At 64.9% G+C, this 13,499-nt stretch carries 12 protein-coding genes; 2 read left to right on the top strand and 10 right to left on the bottom strand.

Going from position 1 to position 13,499, the window contains the following annotated elements; translation table 11 throughout:
- Position 1 precedes the first annotated feature (1 nt).
- The 9 genes from RQH62_RS05635 to RQH62_RS05595 form a co-directional block, all read right to left on the bottom strand.
- Entirely contained in the window at positions 2-1,597 is a 1,596-nt protein-coding gene (locus tag RQH62_RS05635) for an FAD-dependent oxidoreductase (protein ID WP_311267766.1), read from the bottom strand.
- Complete coding sequence (locus RQH62_RS05630) at positions 1,587-3,125, bottom strand: polyamine aminopropyltransferase (protein WP_311267765.1); 1,539 nt, start codon at positions 3,123-3,125, stop codon at positions 1,587-1,589. Before RQH62_RS05630 ends, RQH62_RS05635 begins: the two co-directional genes overlap by 11 nt.
- Entirely contained in the window at positions 3,118-3,330 is a 213-nt protein-coding gene (locus tag RQH62_RS05625; protein ID WP_311267764.1) for a DUF350 domain-containing protein, read from the bottom strand. The genes RQH62_RS05630 and RQH62_RS05625 overlap by 8 nt, the downstream gene beginning before the upstream one ends.
- Positions 3,331-3,339: 9 nt before the next feature.
- Complete coding sequence (locus RQH62_RS05620; RefSeq protein ID WP_311267763.1) at positions 3,340-3,486, bottom strand: hypothetical protein; 147 nt, start codon at positions 3,484-3,486, stop codon at positions 3,340-3,342.
- Positions 3,483-4,826 carry a DUF4178 domain-containing protein gene (locus RQH62_RS05615; protein WP_311267762.1) on the bottom strand — a complete coding sequence of 448 codons (1,344 nt, stop codon included), beginning with the start codon at positions 4,824-4,826 and terminating at the stop codon, positions 3,483-3,485. The genes RQH62_RS05620 and RQH62_RS05615 overlap by 4 nt, the downstream gene beginning before the upstream one ends.
- Positions 4,816-5,487 carry a DUF4178 domain-containing protein gene (locus tag RQH62_RS05610; protein ID WP_311267761.1) on the bottom strand — a complete coding sequence of 224 codons (672 nt, stop codon included), beginning with the start codon at positions 5,485-5,487 and terminating at the stop codon, positions 4,816-4,818. The genes RQH62_RS05615 and RQH62_RS05610 overlap by 11 nt, the downstream gene beginning before the upstream one ends.
- Positions 5,488-5,494: 7 nt before the next feature.
- Positions 5,495-6,484: an SPFH domain-containing protein gene (locus RQH62_RS05605; protein ID WP_311268104.1), complete on the bottom strand. Its 990-nt coding sequence runs from the start codon at positions 6,482-6,484 to the stop codon at positions 5,495-5,497.
- Between the two features lie 79 nt (positions 6,485-6,563).
- Positions 6,564-7,397, bottom strand: a complete 834-nt coding sequence (locus tag RQH62_RS05600; RefSeq protein WP_311267760.1) for a class I mannose-6-phosphate isomerase — start codon at positions 7,395-7,397, stop codon at positions 6,564-6,566.
- Complete coding sequence (locus RQH62_RS05595; protein ID WP_311267759.1) at positions 7,394-8,317, bottom strand: ROK family protein; 924 nt, start codon at positions 8,315-8,317, stop codon at positions 7,394-7,396. Before RQH62_RS05595 ends, RQH62_RS05600 begins: the two co-directional genes overlap by 4 nt.
- Positions 8,318-8,524: 207 nt before the next feature.
- On the opposite strand from RQH62_RS05595, the gene RQH62_RS05590 reads away from it, so the two are divergent.
- Entirely contained in the window at positions 8,525-9,916 is a 1,392-nt protein-coding gene (locus RQH62_RS05590) for a sugar porter family MFS transporter (RefSeq protein WP_311267758.1), read from the top strand.
- 36 nt (positions 9,917-9,952) lie between these two features.
- Positions 9,953-11,167, top strand: a complete 1,215-nt coding sequence (locus tag RQH62_RS05585) for an ROK family transcriptional regulator (RefSeq protein WP_311267757.1) — start codon at positions 9,953-9,955, stop codon at positions 11,165-11,167.
- A 4-nt stretch (positions 11,168-11,171) separates the two neighbouring features.
- Here the strand turns inward: RQH62_RS05585 and RQH62_RS05580 are convergent, their stop codons facing one another.
- Positions 11,172-13,496 carry a GH92 family glycosyl hydrolase gene (locus RQH62_RS05580; RefSeq protein WP_311267756.1) on the bottom strand — a complete coding sequence of 775 codons (2,325 nt, stop codon included), beginning with the start codon at positions 13,494-13,496 and terminating at the stop codon, positions 11,172-11,174.
- Positions 13,497-13,499 lie beyond the last annotated feature (3 nt).

Below are 13,499 nucleotides of genomic sequence, written 5' to 3'. Positions count from 1 at the left end.
GTCACAGCAAAGTTTCATGGGCATGGCCGAGCGAGGACAGGGCCGCTTCAGCAGCGGCCATGCCCTGATAATGGGCTTCCTCGAACAGCGACAGACCGCTGAGGTCGGAATGGGCGCGGAAGAAGGGTGGCCGGATCGCGGCGCGCTGCGCAGGGGCGACCTGCCAGAGGAAACCGGGCGTCGGGCGGATCATGGCATGGCCCCATTTCCACAGGTCGATCGACCGGATCGCGCCGTCCAGATCGGGGTTCATGGCGAGCAGGTCGTCCCGCACCATCCGGCGCCAGTCCGCATCGGACCGCTCGACCAGCAGGCGGCGAGCGGCAGCGGGCGGCATGTCGGACAAGGCCATATACCAGGTCAGCACCGTCGGCCCTTCGCGCGAGGCGCTCTGATGGGTGGAGACGACATAGCCGAGCGAGGCGCTGCTGGCCGAAACATTGTCCCAGGCGAGTGCGCTTCCCTTCCCGGCTGGCGCGCGATCGACAGTGACATTGGCGATCAGCCAGGGCGCATAGCTATGGGCGGTATCAGGTTTCTCGCCCAGCAGGCGGCTGGCGATAAAATGCGGCATGGCGAGGATGACGGCATCGGCGCGATAGCGGATGCTCTTCCCTTGTCCCGCGTCGAAGACATCAACCGTTGCGCCGGCACCATCGGACCGAGCGCGAAAGACGACCTGGCCCGTGGCGATGCGGTCGCCCAGCCGATCGGCCATTAGGCGGGTGAGGCGCCCATTGCCTTCGGGCCACGTCAGTTCATTGTCGCCCGCACCGTCAGCGGTGAAACCGCGCCGGCTGGCGAAATAATGGATACCGGCCCAGGCTGACACCTCCGCCGGTTCGGTGCCATAGTCATCGCGGCAGGCGTAGCGGACATGGGCGCGCAGCACTGGCGAGGTCCAGCCCTGGCGGTCGAGCCACTGCGCGAAGCTGATCCGGTCGAGCGCCAGCAGGTCGGCATCCTGCGCGCTATACGCGATCGGAATGGCGAAGGCGGGCTGCCCCTGTGCGTCGCGGCGGCGCGAGAAATCGGCCACAATACGGTCGAAGGCGGCAAGGTCGGCCTTGTCCTTTACCGACAGGCCGGTCTTCGGCACCAGCCCCTCCTGCCATTTTCCCTGCCACAGCAGCCGTTCCTGCAAGTCGGCGCAAAGTTGCAGCGGATCATAGACCGGCTTGCCATCCCGGTCGCCGACGATCATGCCGAACTGCCGCAACATATGGCGCAAACCGCGCGCTTCCTCATTGGGAATGGGGAGATAATGGGCGCCCAGCGGATAGGCCGATACGGCGTTGCGGCCGCCGCGCGCATTGCCACCGGGCTGCTGCTCCAGCTCGATCAGACGGAAATCATCACAGCCCGCCTCGCGCAGCCGCCAGCCGGCGGTCAGGCCGGCGACGCCGCCACCCGCGATCAGGATCGGCACAAGCACCTCCCGCTGCGGTTCGGGAAAGGCGCCGTCGCGCAGCCGGTGGCCAAGCGCCATGTCCGCGCCGCCGCTGCTGCCCGATGTCGGGGCTTCGCAGCCGGGCAGCGCCAGCGCGGTGGCCGCCGCCATGCCACCTTTCAGCACCGCCCGCCTGTCAGCCTTCATAGCGCGCCCATTCTTCGGCGAAGCTGCGCACCAGCGCCTGATTGTCGAGCCGGTTCACCGGCACCGGACGACGCGCCATGTCGGGCGGAAAGAACTGGGCCTGCCGCGCGGTGGCGTCCGACAGGAAGCGATTGCCCGGCAGCAGCCGCGTCGCCGCGCCCGGATCGGCCAACCCGGCCAGGATGAAGCCCCATTCGCCAAAGCTCGGTACATAGACATGATAGGGGCGTGTGTGGAAGCCGGCGGCCTCCAGCGTCTGCGCCACCGTCCAGAAGGCGGCGGGCGCGACCAGCGGCGATGTGCTCTGGATCACCGCCATGCCACCGGGTGCGAGATGCGGGCGCAGCATGCGGTAGAAAGTCTCGGTGTAGAGTTTGCCGACCGAGAAATCCACCGGATCGGGAAAGTCGACGATGATGACGTCGAAGCGCACCTTGTTTTCGCGCACCCAGCGGAAGGCGTCTGCATTGACGACGTGCATGCGCTTGTCGGTGAGCGCGCTGCCGTTGAGCGAGCGGAGAATTCCGGTCTGGCTGAACAGGCGGGTCATGGCCGGGTCAAGGTCGACCAGGGTGACACTGCGTACCTGAGGATGGCGAAACACCTCGCGCGCGGCGAGGCCATCGCCGCCGCCCAGGATCAGCACATGTTCGGGCCGCGCCACCCGCCCCATCGCCGGATGCACCAGCGCCTCATGATAGCGATATTCGTCGCGCGAGGAGAATTGCAGATTGCCGTTGAGATAGAGGCGGATGTCTTCATCATGCCGGGTCAGCACCAGCCGTTGATAGGGGCTGGAAGTAGCGTAGATGACCCGTTCGCCATAGGCGGCAATTTCCGACCAGCGCTGGATCCGGTCGGCCAGCAGGAAGCCCGTGATCAGGCTGGCCATCACGACCAGCGCCAATATGCGTTCCCGCATCAGGCTGGCGCGGGCGGGGACCAACAGCAGCAAGAGCAGCGCAACGCCGACATTGAGCAGGCCGAACATCAGGCCGGTGCGGATCAGGCCCAGATGTGGGACCAGCAGCAACGGAAAGAGCAAGGACGCGGCCAGCGCACCGACATAGTCGAAGGTCAGGACGTTCGACACCGTCTCGCTGAAGTCGAAGCGATCGCGCAGGATGCGCATCAGCAGCGGTATTTCGAGGCCGACGAGGAAGCCGATGACGAAGACGAGGCCATAGAGGATCGGCCGGAACTGTTCGACCAGTGGAAAGAGCAGGAACAAGCCGGCGGCCGACCAGCCGCCAAGCAGAGCGACCAGTATCTCCACCCGGATGAACAGCCGCAGTTCGTCGCGCTTCACATAGCGCGAGCACCAGCTGCCCACGCCCATGGCGAAGAGATAAGTGCCGATGATGGTCGAGAATTGTGTGACGCTGTCGCCCAGCAGATAACTGGCGATCGTCCCGGCGAGCAGTTCATAGATGAGGCCGCAGGTCGCGACCGCAAACACGCTGGCGAGCAACAGCCCAACCAGCGCGGTGCGCCTGCGCTCCGTTGGGGCAGACGGCGTGTCAGCCATGAATGGCGGCGGCCACGATGATCCCGAGCGCGATGGCGATGGCGCCCGCGAACTGAGCGACGGCGAGATTCTGCTTGTCGCGTATCTCCTCCCACAGCTTGCCCGGCGTCAGCAGGTCGAGAATGACGAAGCCGACGACGAAGACGACGATGCCGACCCCGGCATAGACGAGCGAATTGACCAATGTCGGCAACGATATGAGCATCGACGTCTCCTATTTATGCGTGGGACCATAAGCGCGATAGGCGCCGGCCGTGCGTCCGCCATCGGCGAAGGGGGAATAGCCCTGTGAGGCCGCGGCGAGATAGAGGCCAAGCACGCCAATGCACCAGAGGGCATAGAGGAAACTGCTGCGGCTCATGGCGATTGCATGCCCTGAAGCCAGTCATCAGCATCGGCCGGCGAACCGTCCTTCTGCGCCAGTCGCGCATTTTCGAACAGGATGTGCAGGACCAGCATCAGCAGCGGCGGGACCAGGATCATCAGCACCGCCAGCCAGAAGTTGGAGGCGAAGCGCGCGCCACGCGCTACGGTGAGGACGATTTCGACCGGAGGCAGGCCATCGGCCTTGTAGGTGCCGCTTGCCGTATCATAGGCAAAGCTTCCCGAACTGCCCCAATGATGGGCCTGTACGTCCACCACCAGATCATAGGTGCCGGCAGGGAGGCTGGCGACCTTCAGCGTCTGCGACCGGTTGCCTTCGGACCAATAGCCGTCCGAATCCTGCCCCGAATAGCGTTCATTGAGGGCATAGGCGTCATAGCTGTCCTGCGTCTTGCGATCGACGAAGGAGACGTCGATATCGACCCAGCCCTGCTCGACATTGGGCGTCACCGCCTCCACCGTCATCGCCTGCCGCCCCAAGGGCAGCACAATCGGGCCAAAGGTTTGTGACACTGCCGGGCCATCTGGCGTTGCCGCAAGACTGAAGCTCTGCGGCTGCATGGTGCCGCCGAGCAGAATTAGCAGAACCAGCAGCCCCAGGAAGGACAGGGTGGCGATCGGCCACCAGCCCTTGAGCCGCCGGGCATAGGGGGACGGCTGGTGCGCCAGTGGCGTGATGCCCGGAAGCCAGGCCGGCGGCGGATCGACATCGAACGCTGCCCTTATCTCTCGCCCGGTCAGAAGCTCGCTGATCGTCCAGCTTTTCTCCCGGTCGTCCTGTTCCAGGCTGAGCATGAAGCCGGGGCGGACATAGTCGGTGGCGCGCACCTCTTCGCCCACCTTCACCCGCCAGTAGAATTCGCCTGCCACCCGCGTCACCCGCGCGGTGTTGCCGCTGTAGAAGGGGCTGAAGCGCCGGCCTGCGGCGATCTGGTCCGGCCCGTCGCGCTGCGGCGCCGCAGTCAGCATCGTGCCGAGACTCCACTGGCCATTTTGCGCGATCAGCCAGCGATAGCCGGCATAGGGGTTGAACAGCAGATATTCTTCCCAGCTTGCCCAGCCGTCCGAGCGTTGCAGCCAACCGATCGCTTCCCACTCCACGCCGCGCAACGTGCCGCGCGTGCCGAGCGGGATGGCGAGCGATGCCTGCATTTCATGATAGCGTGTAATGATCCGCGCGTCCGAGTCGGTCGCGTCGATCAGCGTGCCGCAATATTCGCAGGCGAGCGTCACCGTATAGCCAGCCGCGCGCATGGCAATCGTCCCGCCGCAGGCCGGGCAGGACAGGGTGCGAACACTGCTGTCGTCAGGCGACATGGGGGTGCAGACTCCAGCCCGGCAGCGCGCGAAGGTTGCGCGGTTGCAGCGACTCCAGCGTTACATATTGGCCGACATAAAGGGTCGGCCCGTGCCGGTCCTTCTGGAAGGAAGCGCAGCGCCCATCCCGGTTGCGGAAATCGACGCTGAGTGCTTCCCAACCCGCCGGAGCGGTGAAAGGCAGTTCGCCTGCGCAGCCGATGCAACGCACGGTGCGAATATCGGCGACCTCATAGGCATGTCCGGCGATATTGCCGCTCTCGCCCGGCTTGACCGGCGTGTCGTTCATCAGGCGGCGGATGACCTGCGCCAACGACCCTGCCAACTCCACCTTGCGCAGGGCCATGAACTGTCCCATTGCCTCGCCCAGCCAGGCGTGGCTGCCATCGGCCATTAGCATCAGCCATTCATTCCAGGCCCCGTCGTCCCAGGACCAGCGCATCCGCCCGATGATGGTGAAGGACTGGTCGAAGCAGCGTCCCTCGGTGCCAATCTGGACCGGGCTGATGTCGAAGGGCAGCACTGCCGCCTCACCCATAGCCTGCGCGCTCTGGCTGGTGCGCACGACCAGCGTGCGACAATAGTCGCACACCCGGACGGGCAAGGCCGGCGAACGGAAGGAGACTTCCGCGCCGCAAGTGGGGCAGGCGACGGACTGCATCGGGGGTTTAGCGGATGCGGCCCAGCAATTCGGCCTTCTTGGCGTCGAACTCAGCCTGAGTCAGCGCGCCCATTTCCAGCAGCTTGTGCAGCCTTTCGATCAGGGCGAAGGGGTCTTCGGCGGGCGCCGCAGAAGCGCTCGCCCCGCTGCCCAACGCGCCAGCCATAGTCTGGCCAATGGCGAGGCCCGCGGCCGCGCCGGCGCCAACACCCGCGACACCGCCAGACTGCGCCGCTGCCGTCTCGATCGCCTCGGCTGCCTGGAACTTGGCATAGCGGTCGAGATCGCCCAGCACGCGTATCGAACTGGCCTTGTCGAGATGCTTCTGTACCTCTTCGGGCAGGGACAGACTTTCGACGAAGAAACTTTCGACCGATAGCCCCCATTGGGCGAAAGCTGGTGCGACCGCGGCCTTGAGCGCATCGGACAGAGCGGTCTGGCTGGCGGCAAGGTCGAGGAAAGCGGTGCCGCCACCTGCGATACCTGTCGCCAGTGCCGTCTGGATCGCAGCGCGCAGTTGCGGCTCGATATCAGCGACCTTCACCTCGCCCAGCGTTCCCATGATCCGTGAGGCAAAGGGCGCGACGTCCTTGATCCGGAAACTATAGCTGCCAAAAGCGCGGACGCGCAGCGGCCCCAGTTCGGGGTCGCGCAGCGTCACCGGCTGCGCCGTGCCCCATTTAAGGCCGACCTGTTCCTTTTCGGAGAAGAAATAGACGTCGGACTTGAAGGGCGACTTGAACCCCTTGTCCCAGTGCATGATCGCCGTCAGCAACGGCAGGGTCGCGGTGTCGAGCGTATAGAGGCCGGGACCGAACATGTCGGCGATCCGTCCTTCGTTGAAGAAGGCGGCAATTTGCCCTTCCCGCACCGTCAGTTGCGCGCCATTCTGGATTTCCCGGTCTGCCAGCGGCACGCGCCAGCCAAGTTGTCCGGGTTCTTCCACCCAGTCGATGACATCGACGAACTGCTTCGAAAGAAAGTCCAATATGCCCATGGCGCTCCCCTGTGCCTTCCCCGCAATGTAGAAGGGTGGCATCAGGGAACAAGCGAAATCCGCCGGATAACTGTTTCGGCTATTGCGCCGGCCGGGCCAATGGTTCCACCGGGCGCGCGACAAATCCGTGGAATGGCTGAGTGACGAGAAGATCAGCCTGATCTTCGATCAGCCAGCATTCTCCTGCGTCCCATTGTTGCCCGTCCATCACGCCCTGCCCGCGCAAAGGTATGAACCAGAGAGGGCCGTTGTCCAGATGCACGCTCTCGTCAACCTGACCGATCAGGCTTTCAAGCGAAAAGGGGGCATGTGGCTCATCGACCAGCAAAGAAGAGCTATCGCCCGAAACCTGCATTTCCGGTCGCGCATAAGGCTCAGCCTGGCTGACCGCCAGTCCATCGTCCAGATGCAGTTCGCGCGGCCGTCCATAGTCGTAAAGACGATAGGTCACATCATGGTTCTGCTGCACCTCGATCAGAGTGATGCCGCCGCCAATGGCATGAATGGTGCCGGCAGGGATGTAATAGAAGCTGCCGGGCCAGACAGGCTTCCAGTCCAGCATATCCTCGATCGCGCCGTCGAGCGCTGCGGCCCGCAGCGTTTCGGCGTCAACCCTGTCTCGCGTTCCGATACCCAGTTGCGCATTGCCTTGCGTCTCAACCACATACCAGCATTCCGACTTGCCGCCAGCCAGGCCCTTAGCCTGCGCCTGCGCGTCATCGGGATGAACCTGAATCGAGAGCCGCTCGCTGGTGAAGAGATATTTGACCAGCAGCGGCTGTGACAGGCTTTGCGGCCCGGTAAACCAGACCTCACCGATACGCTGGCCGGGCGTCGCGCCATAATGCGCCGGAATATCGGTCCGGCCCCAGGGCTTTTCCACCATATGGGGCGTCAGACGATGGCAGGTCAAATGAGCGCTCCCTTCAAGGCGATGGCGGCCAGCGCAATCGCGCCCAGCGGGCCGGCTTGCCCACCCAGTTCCGGCTTCACGATATAAGGGACGCTATCGGGTAACACCATATAGCCATTGAGACTTTCCAACAGTGCGGCGTTGATGCGGGGCAGGAGATGGGGTTGACCGACGAGCACCCCGCCACCCATCGCGATGCGGAGCGGCCCGGTGCTGCACACCAGCGCATGAGCCATGCCCGCCAGCGCATCGATGACCGGCAACCAGACCGGATCATCCGGCCCGACATCCGCCAGGGACCGCCCGGTCAACCGCGCGGCCAGCGCCGGGCCAGCGGCCAGTCCTTCGACGCAATCGGGGTGATAGGGGCATGTGCTGACGAAAGAGTCGCCGGCCAGACGGGGCACGCGGATATGGCCGACCTCGCTATGGCCGATGCCGCGCGTCGGGGCGCCATGGACGATCAGGCCAACGCCCACGCCAGTGCCGACCGTCACATAGGCGAAATCGCGCAGGCCGCGCCCGCTGCCCCAGAGCATTTCCGCCAGCGCCGCGCCATTGACGTCCGTGTCAAACCGGGCCGGTACATCGAAGCCGCCAGCCAGCGTGCCAACTATGTCCGCGTCGGGCCAGCCAGGCTTTGGCGTGGCGAGAACATGGCCATAGCCGGGCGAGACAGGATTGATATCGACCGGGCCGAAGGAGGCCAGACCGAGCGCGGAAAAACCGCCCTGATTGTCCCATTCCCGCAAGATGGCGAGGATGGCAGGCAATGTCTCCTCCGGCCGGGTGGTCGGGATGGTCCGCTGGTCGAGGATCGTGTCTGGCGCAGTCGCCAGAGTGCAGATGCACTTGGTTCCGCCCAGTTCGACGCCGGCCAGCGGGCGGGCCAGAGGCGGCTGATCCGGCAGATTATTCATGCGCGGCAATCAGGGCGTGAACAACGAGTTGGACAGTTGAATCCGTTTGGCGCGCGACCATTGCGCCCTTGCCTCTTCCCACACCCATTCTCCTTCTTGCCCCGCCACGGGAAGGTATAAAGCCATTTATGCTGGCCCTTTTCAATTAATACATTAAATTGCATTATTCAATAAGACATTCGGCAAAGTGCTGGAGGGAGAGGATATATGGCGCGGGATCGGGCTGAACGGAGCTATGAGGGTCGGCCGGCCCAGACGGATGAATCAGTGCACCGGAGCGCCGTAACCGCAGCGGCCCTGGCTGGTCTGTTGTTCGGGTTCGATACGGCAGTCATCGCCGGCATCACCCATGCGCTGACCGACAGCTTTGCCCTGTCACCATCGGGTCTGGGCGCCGCCGTGTCCGCCGCGCTGATCGGCACGTTAATCGGCGCATTGGGGGCCGGATCGCCGGGCGACCGTTATGGCAGCCGGGCCGTGCTGATCTGGATCGGCATCGCCTATATCGTCTCGGCGATCGGCTGCGCGCTGAGTGGCAATCTGCCTGCGTTCATCGCCTTTCGCGTACTGGGCGGGCTGGCGATCGGCGGTTCGTCCGTGCTGGCACCCGTTTATATCGCGGAGATCAGTCCGCCCGACCGGCGCGGGCGGCTGGTCGCCTCCTTCCAACTCAGCATCGTGATCGGCATATTGGCCGCTTATCTCAGCAATGCGCTGATCGGTCTTGCGAACGAGACGCCGGATGTCTGGCGGATCAAGCTGGGCGTGGCGGCGGTACCGGCCGGCCTGTTCCTGATCCTGCTGCTGCGCATCCCGGACAGTCCCCGCTGGCTGTTGCAGCGGGGGCGGACCGACGCGGCGCGACGGGCCATGGATCGACTGGCGATGGCGGAGGCAGACGCGTTGATGGCCGATGCCATTGCCGTCGATAGCGGAGGCGATCGCCTGTCCTGGCGCATCCATCGCCGGCCCATCCTGCTGGCGATCGCCATCGCCGCCTTCAACCAGTTGTCGGGGATCAACGCGATCCTCTATTATCTGGGCGACATATTCGCGATGGCCGGGTTCAGCAGCCTGTCCGCCGACCTGCAATCGGTCGCGATCGGCATCGCCAATCTGGCCGCAACGCTGATCGGCATGGCGATGATCGACCGGGCGGGACGGCGGCCACTTCTGCTGATCGGCGCGGCGGGGACGGCGGTGGCGCTGGCGGGCGTCGCCACCATCTATACGCTGGATCGTGGACAGGCTTTGCTGCTGCCGATGCTGGTCGGCTTCATCCTCTTCTTTGCACTGTCGCAAGGCGCCGTCATCTGGGTCTATCTGTCCGAAATCTTCCCGACCGCCGTGCGGGCGCGTGGACAGGCACTGGGCAGCGCGGTGCATTGGGGACTGAACGCTGCCATCGCCTTTGGCTTTCCGATCGTGGCGCAGGGATGGCGGGCGGCGCCCTTCTGGGCATTTTCGGGCGCGATGGTCGTGCAACTGCTGGTGGTGTGGCGATATTTCCCCGAAACGCGCGGGTCCAGACTGGAAGATGGGCCATTGACCGGTGGCGCACGGCATGGGAAGCCGCCTTATGACGACATTGCGTATTGATGTGGGTTCGGCCCTGCCGCCCGAAGGATATCAGGCATGACGGAGACATCCCATCGGCCGCGCCTGTCGGGCACCAATCTGGAACGCGCCGCCGACCATAATCAGCGCATCACGCTGCACGCCATCCGCGTGTGCGGTATGTTGACCCGTGTCGAACTGGCCCGCATCACCGGCCTGACCGCGCCTGCCATTGCCAACATCACCAAGCGGCTGTTGCAGGACGGGCTGATCGAGGAGGCCGGGCAGCGGCGTGGCGGGCGCGGCCAGCCGCCCACCAAGCTGGTGATCCGCAGCGACGCCTGCTATTCCATCGGCATCAATATCGACCGTGATCATTTCACCATCGTTCTGGTCGATTTCGCCGGCACGACATTGGCGCGCATCAGCGAGAATATCGATTATGCGCTGCCGCCCCATGTCCAGGCGCTCTATCACAAATCGATCGAGGGCATGTTGCAGGGTGCGGGCGTGGACCCGGCCAAGCTGGTCGGCATCGGCGTGGCGGTGCCCGACGATCTGGGATCGGTCGACCTGCCCGGTCGGCCGGCGGCCTATGGCGAATGGAACAGCGTGCAGATGAGCGACCTGTTTTCCGACCGCTTCGGTCCACCCGTCTTCGTGGAGAATGACGCCGCCGCCGCCGCCATGGGCGAAATGCAACTGGGCATGGGGCAAAAGATCAACAGCTTCTTCTACATCCTGCTGTCGTCGGGTCTGGGCGGCGGGCTGGTGATCGACGGCAATTATGTGCGCGGTGCGAATGGGCGCAGCGGCGAAATCGGCTTCATGCCGGCGCACCGGGTCGAGGGCGGCAGCGATGCGCAATTGCAGAATATCGTGTCGCTATCCGCCTTGACCAGAGCGTTGGCCGAGGACGGTCATAGTCTGGCCGATGCGCTTGGCGGGGAAGTGCCGGAAGCGGCGGCCTGCGCGGATCGCTGGATCGATCTGGCGGCACGGCAACTGGTCGAGCCGCTGGCGGCTGTCAATTGCCTGGTCAATCCCGCCGCCGTGCTGGTGGGCGGACGCCTGCCGGCGGCGATGGTCGAATTGCTGGCGGAACGGGCCAATGCGCATTTGCAGGCGATGGCGGACAAGCTGCCCTCGCTCGCGCCGGTGGCCCGCGCGACCTTGTCCGAGGATGCGCCGGCCGTGGGGGCCGCCATCCTGCCGTTCAGCCATTTCCTGCTGCCCAAGCCCGGCGCCCTGTGGAAAGTGCCGCATAGCATGGGGGCGGATAGCGACGCCTGACCGGTCAGCTGCGCCGGCAATCGAAGGATGGCGGGCGATGGCGGGTGGCGGTGCCGAAACGCGACGGATTTGGCCCCATGTCGAACAGCAGTTCGCCGCCTTTGATCAGATCGGCATGGCTGATCCAGTTGCGTTCATAGGGCTGGCCGTTCCACCGCACGGACTGAACATAGGGGCAGTCCGGGGCGTTGCCGGTCGCCTTCACCGTCAGGCGGCGGCCGTTGCCGAGATCGACGGATGCTTCGTCGAACAGCGGTGACCCCAGCACATAAAGCGCGCTGACCGGATCGACGGGGTAGAAGCCCAATGCGCTCAGCACGAACCAGGCGCTCATCTGGCCGCAATCGTCATTGCCGATGACGCCGTCCGGCGCGGCCTTGTACATTTCGGTCAGCAGGCGGCGGACCATCGCCTGCGTCTTATGCGGCGCGCCACAATAGGCGTAGAGATAGGCGGCGTGCTGGTCCGGCTCATTGCCATGGGCATATTGGCCGACAAGACCGCTGATGTCGGGCGGCGCATTGTCGGGCAGGGTCGATGGCGCGTTGAACAGGGCGTCCAGCTTCTTTTCGAACGCCGCGTCGCCGCCGAAATGGTCGATCAGGCCGTAAATATCATGCTGCGTCAGGAAGGTCGCCTGCCAGCCATTGGTCTCCGTATAGTCGCGGTGACGCTTTGGATCGTGGCCGATCTGGATCGGGTCATAATCATGCCACCAGCTGCCGTCGGCAAAGCGCGGGCGGGCGAAGCCGATCTTCGGGTCGATGACGTTGCGGTAATTGCGGCTACGTGCTTTGAGCGCTGCGGCATCCTCGCTTGCGCCTGCCGCCTGCGCGAGGCGCGCCATCGCCCAGTCGTCATAGGCATATTCCTGCGTGCGGCTGACCGACTCCCAGATCTTGTCGGCGGGGATGTAGCCGAGGTCGTAATAGAAGCCGCGCCCCAGCGTGCTGTCGATATCGGGCATGGTCCGGTCGAAGGCGCGGCGGCGGATATTGGGCCATGCGGCCGCATAGTCCGCTTCGATCCCCTTCGTCTGCGCTTCGGCCAGCACCGACACGGCGTGCCAGCCGATCATGCAACCGGTTTCCTTGCCCTGCAACGGCCAGACCGGCGGGCCATAGGGGCTTTCGCGCGTCTGGCGGATGAGGTCGCGGGTCATCAGCGCGGCGCGATCCGGCTGAATGATCGTCAGCAGCGGATGCAACGCGCGATAGGTGTCCCACAGCGAATAGGCGGTGAAGGCGCGCTCGCCGGGCGGCAACGTGCGGACCTTGCCATCCAGCCCCATGGTGCGGCCGTCGCGATCCGTGAACAGCTGCGGCGCGAGCAGGCAGTGGTAGAGGGCGCTGGCCATGATGGTGCGCTGGGCGGGTGTGCCGCCGCGCACGGTGACGCTGGACAGTTCTTTCTTCCATGCTGCGCTGGCCGCTGCGCGGGCGGCGTCGAAATGCCAGTCGGGGGCTTCGGCCGAGAGGGCGGCTTTTGCGCCTACGATATCGACGGCGGAAATGCCGGTGCGGATCTGGATGGGATCGCCGCCTGCCTCATCGAAGAAGAAGGCGACCTTGAGGCGCTGGCCCTTGGCCGACATTGCGCCCTTGGGCAGCGGGGTGTCGTTGTCGCCGAAAAATGCCACCCGGTCGGGCTTGCGCGAAAGGTGCAGCGCGAAATGGATGTGCCGCCCCTCCGCCCAGCGGAAGACCTGACGGCTGCCGGTCAGGGTGCCGTCCGGCGCGAGATCGAGCGAGGCGTTTTCGATGCGGATCGGTTCGTCGGGCTTTTCCTGCTTGCAATGGGCGAAGTCGATCAGGATATGCCCCGCCCCTGCCGGGAAATGATAGCGGTGCAGGCCGGTGCGTTCGGTGACGGTGAGTTCCGCCAATACACCCGATTCCAGTTTTACGCGATAATAGCCGGGTTCGGCCTGTTCATCCGTGAAACGCTGACGATAGCCCTCGTCCGGCTTGCCGACCGGGCCGGGCGTCAGTTGCAGCGGGCCGCGGGTCGGCACCACCAGCACGTCCAGCATGTCGCCGATGCCGGTGCCCGACAAATGGGTATGGGAAAAGCCCATGATCGACCCGTCATCGACATGATAGCCAGAGCAGGCGTCCCATCCGGCATTGTTGGTGTCCGGTCCCAGCTGCACCATGCCGAACGGCATGGAGGGGCCGGGGAAGGTGTGGCCATGGCCGCCGGTGCCGACGAACAGGTCGGGCTGTGCGGCGGCGGTTGCACCCTGCGCGGTGGCGCGGATCGGCAGGGTCGCGGTCATCGCGGCGATCCCGGCGCCGGCCAGAAGCTGGCGGCGATTGGCGGTCAGCATATC

Source organism: Sphingobium sp. WCS2017Hpa-17 (genome assembly GCF_031843765.1).
Lineage (GTDB): Bacteria > Pseudomonadota > Alphaproteobacteria > Sphingomonadales > Sphingomonadaceae > Sphingobium.
Note: the sequence above shows the minus strand (reverse complement) of the source record. Positions and strands in the feature narration are given on the sequence as shown.